Raw genomic sequence first — 7,050 nt, 5'->3', positions numbered from 1 at the left:
GGGGTGCGTGGGGGGGGGGGCTCGCCCCCCCAAAAAAAGACGCGCAGTTCCCCGCGCTTGATTCTCAGCCCCTCCGGCGTTTGAGGAGCGGGGTCCGGGGCGGCCCATTTTCGTAGTGCCTAGTACCCGGGCACACCGGAGGTATGACCCGCACCGAGCACAAGACGATCATTGGCCGCGAGTACCTCCGGGTGTCCCAGGGCAACAGCGGCCATCAGCGCTCCGTCACGGAGCAGCACGCGGACAACGCGGACGAAGCCGCCGAGCACGGCGTCACGCTCGGCATGCCGTACGTCGACAACGACCGGTCGGCCTCGCGGTGCGCGTCCAAGACCCGCGGCGACTTCGCGCGTCTCGGCGACCAGTGATCGTGGTCAGAGCAAACGCTGCAAACCGTGGCAGGGGCAGCCGCACCGGCGCACGAGCAGAATGCCTACCGAGTGGGGCAGCGGGACATCCTCCGTGCGGCGGCACTCCCGGTGCAGATCCTCATATCCCGGCCGCTGCGCGAGCGCGCACTCCGCCGACATCGTGTCCGTGTCCGGGGCGGTGGTCATCGCGCGACCCTCACGCCCCGGTGCCGGGGGCACTGGCACGGGGGGTGGCCCAGATCGACCACGAGCCGCTCCGGGTCCCCGGCCCCGACCTCGTAGCGCGGGACGATCTTCGTCCGTCGCCCGTTCTCGTCGATCTTGTAGACCTTGATCGCCATCGCCATGGTGACTCATCCCCTCGCAGGTCACGCCACCTTCCCGTTCGGGCGGATCTCGCGGAGGCGCCGCGCAGGGGGCCAGGGAGGGGCCAGAATGTGGGCGGGGGAGGCCCGCATGGACACCACGGAACGCAAGCGGCAGTTCGGCACCTACCTGGCACGGCTGCGCCGGGACGCCCGGCTGTCGCAGCGCGGCCTCGCCGACCGGCTGTGCGCCGTGTCCGGCACCGCGTCCATGACCCGCAACGAGGTGTCCCGGTGGGAACGGGGCGAGCGCATCCCCGGCGCGTGGCTGCCCGCACTGGCGGCCGTTCTCGGGGCCCAGTCGGAGACCTTGGAGGCCGCCGCCGCGTACGCCCGGGGAGATGCCGCCGGACGCCTTCCCGGGGCGTTCGCCACGCTTGCCGAACTGTTGCCCCCCGGCGACCCGTTGGAGCCGCCGGATACACCCACCGGCCGCCGCATCGGGGCGTCCACGGTGGCCGCTCTGGCCGGACGGGTGCACGGCCTGCGCCTCGCGGATGATGTCCTGGCCGGGGGCGATCTGATCGACCGGGCGTTCAGAGAGCTGTCCCGCGCGGTCCATCTGCACCGGGATTCGACGTACGACGAGACGACCGGGAACACGCTGCTCGTGCAGGTCGGCGAGCTGTCGCAGATCGCCGGTTGGATCGCTTCGGACGCCGGGGAGCACGAGCAGGCAGAGCGGGCGTACCGGCTCGGGATCTCCGCTGCCCGGCAGGCCGGTGACGGCGCTCTCGTGGCCAACCTCGCCGGATCACTCGCCTACCAGATGTCCAACACCGGGCGGGAGTTGGAAGGCGTCGACCTCGCGGAGGCCGCCGTACGCGAGGCCGGTCCCGACGCCCCCGCGCAGACCCGCGCCCTGTTCTTCGACCGCGTGGCATGGGCCCACGCGAAGGCGGGCCGCCCCCATGCCCAAGGCGCCATGCGGGCGTTGGGGCAGGCGCATGACGCCCTGTCCGCCGACGGTGGCCCCGGGGCCCCGGATTGGGCCTATTGGGTGTCCCGTGACGAACTGGAAGTCATGGACGCCCGGGTGTTCACCGAGCTGCGCCGACCACTGCGGGCCGTCCCGCTGCTGTCTCGTGTGCTGTCCCGGTACGACACCACGCACGCCCGGGAACTGGCGCTGTACCTGTCGTGGTTGGCCGTGGCTTACGCCGACGCCAACGAGCCCGAAGAGGCCGCCGCGACCGCACTGCGCATGTTCGACCTGTCCGCCGACGTGGCAAGCGACCGCACCTCGGAACGCGCCCGGGTGGTCATCGCGCGGCTCGCCGACTTCGACGACATCCCCGAAGTCCGGGCCGTGCTCGCGGACCATCCGGCCACCTAGGTAACGGTTCGAGTGTCAATCTGGAATGGCCGGACACCCTGAATCCGGCCGTTCCTGCACGTCAGAGGTTGTAGTCACTACGAAACTGCACCGGGCGGAGCCCCGTGCGGGGGGAGGGGCCCAGATGCCCGTTCGGTCAGTGTTCGTGCCCTCGCGGACCTGGACCCGGGGCGCGGCCCGCGCGTATGCAGGGACGACCTCATCCCGCATGGGAGGACCGCACCGTGCACGCTCACGATCACACCGGCGCCGGACCCGCCCGGGGCCCGGCCCCGGCCCGGCGCACCCCGGACCGGAAGGCCCCCGGCCCCGCGGGGCTGCTCGCCCTGCAACGCGGCGCGGGCAACGCGGCCGTCGTCCAGATGCTCCGGCAGGCCGGCCACCCGGTCCCGGCGGAAGCAGAAGCGCACCGGCACGGCGCGGGCTGCGGCCACGGCGTCGAAGAGCCGCGAGTGCCGGGGCCGCAGACACGGGAGCCGCAGGCACGGGGTCCACAGACACGGGGTCCGCAGGAAGAAAGGTCGCAGGAAGAAGGACCGCAGGAAGAAAGGGCGCAGGAAGAAACGCCGCAGGTGCAGCGGTCCGCCGTGCACGACGTCCTGCGTTCCGCCGGGCGGCCGCTGGACGCCGCGACCCGTACCGACATGGAGGCCCGGCTCGGCGCCGACTTCTCCGACGTCCGCGTGCACAGTGACGCCGCCGCCAAGGCCTCCGCGGCCGAGGTCGGCGCCCGCGCCTACACCTCCGGCAGCCACGTCGTCATCGGCGACGGCGGCGCCGACCGGCACACCCTCGCCCACGAGCTGACCCACGTCATCCAGCAGCGGCGGGGCCCGGTCGCCGGCACCGACAACGGGGCGGGGCTCAAGGTCTCCGACCCCTCCGACCGGTTCGAGCGCGAGGCCGAGGCCAACGCCCACCGGGTCCTGTCGTCGGACCCCGCTCCCCGGACGGAGCGGGACGCGACCCCGGCCACCGGTACGCGGCAGCACGGCACGGACATCCAGCGGTACGCCCAGGGGACCGTCAAGAGCCTGGTCAGCGAGCAGGACGACCGCCCCTTCTTCCAGTCGCAGTCACCGGCGGGCGCCCTGATCCCGGACCCCGAGCGGCCCTCGAAGCACAGCGTGGACCATGTGGGGTCCCGCGCCCACGACCCGTTCAGGCAGGACGAGTCCGAGGAACAGGGAGTGCAGCTCGACGCCCCCCTTGGCCTGCCGCTCAGGGTCGCGGGCGACGGCACCCTGGCCGTGCACGACACCGAGCGCGAACCCAAGGAGTTCTACGCGACAGGAGACGTCCTCGCCGCGAGCAACACCGCCCTGGAAGGCGTCGGGAGCAGCTACAAGCTGGAGGCGCGCGGACCGCAGATCACCGTGCAGAACCCGGCGAACCCGAACGGCTCCGTGGTACTCAAGCGCGTGCAGCCGGTCACCGTCGAGGCCCCGAAGAACGCCGGGTCGGGGTTCGCGGACCTGCTGAAGTCCCAGTGCATCGACGTGGCCAGGGAGCTGATGGGCGGGAGGAACATGGAGGTCGTCCTGGAGGGCCGGGACAACATGCCCTGGCAGAACAGCACTGCCGTCTCCGTGGCCGACAACCTCTCCGACGAGGTCGACGCGCCGGAGGGCCCCACCCCGCAGAGGTACGGCGGCGCCCTGCGCGAGCACCCCGGGGAGATGGACGGGGCGGCATCCCGACTCGGGGTGAACAAGGCCGCGGCCCCCGTGGTCGGCGAGGGCTACACGACGGTCTCGCTGGGGCAGGAAGACAAACTCGACTTCGCCGGCTCCGCGACCCCGACCGAGCGGCCCCAGGACATCTGGGGCTTCCACTTCGCGGGTGTGGCCGCGATGAGCGCCGACGGCCGGGACCGCGTCACCCTGGAGAACTACACCCGGACCGGGAACACCGGGGACGCGCTGGACGAGTTGCTCCCCAAGCTCGTGGAGGAGTTCAAGAAGAAGACGGCCGTCCCCCTGCTGCGGCCGGGAGGCAAGGTTCCGCCGTCGTCGCTCTCTTCGGCGGACGGGGTGAACAAGCTCCTGCGCGAGCTCACCGGGAGCGCCCAGAAGGGGCTTGAGGAGTTCAAGCGGCTCACGGAAGCGGAGAACGAATGGAACAGCAAGTGGTTCTTCCGCATGTACGGGTCGGGGGCGGGCCAGACGTTCCACGAGCAGCAGTACGACAACGGGCGGGGTGACTTCGTGAACCCCCTGACCCTGCGTGTCCGGAAGCGGCCGCAGGGGCAGGCCGCGACCTGAACCGATGAGTTCCGCCCGCCGGGCCGGTCAACCCTGCGTGGCTGCTTCAGAAGAGAACCTCATCCGCATCGAAGGACCGCTGCGCCCGGCCGACGTCCCGCACCTGTGCGAGCGGGTCGCGGCGGCCCGGCACGGACCGGACGGGGGCGACGTGATCTGTGACGTCGCCGCCGTCACCACCGCCGACCTGACGACCGTCGACGCTGTGGCCCGGCTGCACCTCGCCGCCCGCAGGGCCGGGGGCCGGATCCGTCTCAGGAATCCGGGCCCCGGGCTGCTTGCGCTGCTCGGCCTCGTCGGGCTCGTCGAACTCCTCGGGCTAGTCGTCGAGGTGGAGGGGCACCCCGAAGAGCGGGAACCACCGCGGGGTGTCCAGGAAGCAGTGGAAGCCGGCGATCCGGCCCTCTGAGATCTCGATGACCTGGATCGCCCACGGCATGAAGCCGCCGTTGTCGGGGTCCGGCTTGTAGTGCGCGAAGCCCGGGGTGCCGTTCACGTCCACCGGGATCAGGCGGCTGTTGGCACACGACGCGCCCATGGTGGACATGAAGCCCGTGATGTCCGCCGTGCCGCGCAGCCACAGGTCGAACGGCGGCATCGTCATGACGGCGTCCTCGGCGAGCAGCGCGGTGAGCGCCGCCATGTCATACCCCTCGAAGGCCGCCACGTAGCGTTCGAGGAGCTTCTGCTGTTCCTCGTCGAGCGGGTCGGAGACGGCCGTGTCGTCCGCCGGCCGCTCGGCGAGGGTGGCGCGGGCCCGCTGCAGCGCGCTGTTCACCGAGGCGACGGAGGTGTCGATCAGCTCGGCGACCTCGCCGGCCTTCCACGCGAGGACCTCGCGCAGGATCAGCACGGCGCGCTGTTTGGGCGGCAGGCTCTGCAGGGCGGCGACGAACGCGAGCCGCACGGACTCCTTGGCGACCGCGGCCTCGGCGGGGTCCCCGGTGGTCGGCAGGATGCGGGAGTCCGGCATCGGCTCCAGCCAGGTGTTGTCCGGGCGCGGGGTGAGCGCTGCCTGGGCGAGCGGGGCGGCGGCGGTCAGGTCCATGGGGCGGGCGCGGCGGTTGCCCGCGTTCAGCATGTCCAGGCAGACGTTCGTCGCGATGCGGTACAGCCAGGAGCGGACGCTGGAGCGGCCCTCGAACTTCTCGAAGCTGCGCCAGGCGCGCACCATCGTGTCCTGCACGGCGTCCTCGGCCTCGAAGGCCGAGCCCAGCATCCGATAGCAGTACCCGGTCAGTTCGACGCGGTGTTTCTCCAGCGTGACGTCCAGATCGGTCGTCGTTCCTGCGATGTCGCTCATCCCCACCCACCCCTGTGGCTGCCAGAAGGGCCCGATGTGAGGCCCAACACATCGGAAGCTACCGCAGCCCACTGACAACGGCCCCCGGACCGGGAAAACCCGCAGGTTAAATCAGCAGGAGCCGGCGACGAGACCGCGCCGCGACTCCGCCCGCGCGGCGTGCGAACCCCACACCGTGACCGCGGCGACGCCGAGCACGGCGAGGATGCCGAGCCCCACGGTCCCGGCCCAGCCGCCCGCGTGGAAGGCGACAGCGCCGAGCGTGCCGCCCGCGCTGGAGCCCAGGTAGTACGCGGACTGGTAGAGCGCGGACGCCTGCGCGCGCCCGGTCGTGGCCGTACGGCTCACCGACGACGACGCGACCGCGTGCCCCGCGAAGAAACCGGCGGTGATCAGTACGAGGCCCAGCAGGACGAGGACCAGCGAGGAGGAGAGGGAGAGCAGCAGCCCGCCCGCCGTCGTGCTCACCGCCAGGTACAGAGCCCCGCGCCGCCCGAGCCGGGCCACCAGCTTCCCCGCGGCCGCCGAGGAGACGGTGCCGACGAGGTAGACCAGGAAGATCGAGCCGATGACGCCCTGCGGGAGGGAGAACGGCGCCTCGGTGAGGCGGTACCCGATGACCGTGTAGACCGCGCCGAAGACGGTCATGAACAGCGCGCCGATCGCGTACAGCCTGCACAGGAGCGGGTTCGACAGATGCGTACGCACCGTACGCGCGAGGGACTTGGGGCTGAGCGTCCCCGGGGTGAAGTGCCGCGGCGCGGGCAGCAGCACGCGGAAGGCGACCGCGCACAGCAACGCCATGACACCGACCACGCCGACCGCCGCGCGCCAGCCCCAGGCCTGCGCGGCCCAGCCGGTGACGATCCGCCCGCTCATCCCGCCGATGGAGTTGCCCGCCACGAACATGCCGATCGCGGCGACCAGCGCCTTGGGCCGCACCTCCTCGGCGAGGAACGCCATCGCCGACGCGGGAAGCCCGGCGAGGGCCGCGCCCTGCACGGCGCGCAGCGCGATCAGCACCTCGACGGAGGGGGCGAAGGGGACGAGCAGTCCGACGGCGACGGCGACGGTCAGCGAGGCCGTCATCATCGCGCGCCGTCCGTAGCGCTCGCTGAGCGCGCTCAGCGGGAGGACGAAGAGGGCCAGTGCGCCCGTGGCGCCCGACACCGTCCAGCTGGCCGTGCTCGCGCTCACGCCGAAGTCGGCGGAGACGAGGGGGAGGAGGGCCTGCGTGGAGTAGAGGAGGGCGAAGGTGGCGACGCCCGCGAGGAAGAGCGCGAAGCTCATCCGGCGGTAGCCGGGTCCGCCCGGGGTCAGACGTGAATCGGCGGCGGGGGACGACGGGGCGGGGGCGACCGCATGGGTGGCGGACGCCCCGCTACTGGCAGGAGGCATGCCACGAACGTAC

Annotated in this window: 7 protein-coding genes; 4 read left to right on the top strand and 3 right to left on the bottom strand. The window is 72.1% G+C overall.

The features are described from left to right. Positions 1-143: 143 nt before the first annotated feature. Complete coding sequence (locus AB0N81_RS35870) at positions 144-368, top strand: hypothetical protein (RefSeq protein WP_365365978.1); 225 nt, start codon at positions 144-146, stop codon at positions 366-368. A 185-nt stretch (positions 369-553) separates the two neighbouring features. Here the strand turns inward: AB0N81_RS35870 and AB0N81_RS35865 are convergent, their stop codons facing one another. Further along, a complete protein-coding gene (locus tag AB0N81_RS35865) occupies positions 554-718 on the bottom strand; it encodes a hypothetical protein (RefSeq protein ID WP_365365977.1) in 165 nt (54 codons plus the stop codon). 109 nt (positions 719-827) lie between these two features. Here AB0N81_RS35865 and AB0N81_RS35860 point away from each other — a divergent pair, with 109 nt between their 5' ends. From AB0N81_RS35860 to AB0N81_RS35850, 3 genes are all read left to right on the top strand, one after another. Further along, positions 828-2,072, top strand: a complete 1,245-nt coding sequence (locus AB0N81_RS35860) for a helix-turn-helix transcriptional regulator (protein WP_365365975.1) — start codon at positions 828-830, stop codon at positions 2,070-2,072. A 362-nt stretch (positions 2,073-2,434) separates the two neighbouring features. After that, positions 2,435-4,336 (top strand): DUF4157 domain-containing protein, encoded by a 1,902-nt coding sequence (locus AB0N81_RS35855; protein ID WP_365365991.1) that lies wholly within the window; start codon positions 2,435-2,437, stop codon positions 4,334-4,336. Between the two features lie 37 nt (positions 4,337-4,373). Next, positions 4,374-4,745, top strand: coding sequence for an STAS domain-containing protein (locus AB0N81_RS35850; RefSeq protein ID WP_365365973.1), 372 nt, complete (start codon positions 4,374-4,376; stop codon positions 4,743-4,745). Here the strand turns inward: AB0N81_RS35850 and AB0N81_RS35845 are convergent. Together AB0N81_RS35845 and AB0N81_RS35840 are read right to left on the bottom strand one after the other, a co-directional pair. Next, positions 4,656-5,639 carry a sigma-70 family RNA polymerase sigma factor gene (locus tag AB0N81_RS35845; RefSeq protein ID WP_365365971.1) on the bottom strand — a complete coding sequence of 328 codons (984 nt, stop codon included), beginning with the start codon at positions 5,637-5,639 and terminating at the stop codon, positions 4,656-4,658. The two genes, AB0N81_RS35850 and AB0N81_RS35845, sit on opposite strands and share 90 nt — an antisense overlap. A gap of 111 nt (positions 5,640-5,750) precedes the next feature. Further along, positions 5,751-7,037: an MFS transporter gene (locus AB0N81_RS35840; protein ID WP_365365969.1), complete on the bottom strand. Its 1,287-nt coding sequence runs from the start codon at positions 7,035-7,037 to the stop codon at positions 5,751-5,753. Between the last annotated feature and the right edge of the window lie 13 nt (positions 7,038-7,050).

It is taken from the genome of Streptomyces sp. NPDC093510 (assembly GCF_040683555.1).
Taxonomy (GTDB): domain Bacteria; phylum Actinomycetota; class Actinomycetes; order Streptomycetales; family Streptomycetaceae; genus Streptomyces.
This window is presented reverse-complemented; position numbering and strand designations above follow the sequence as displayed.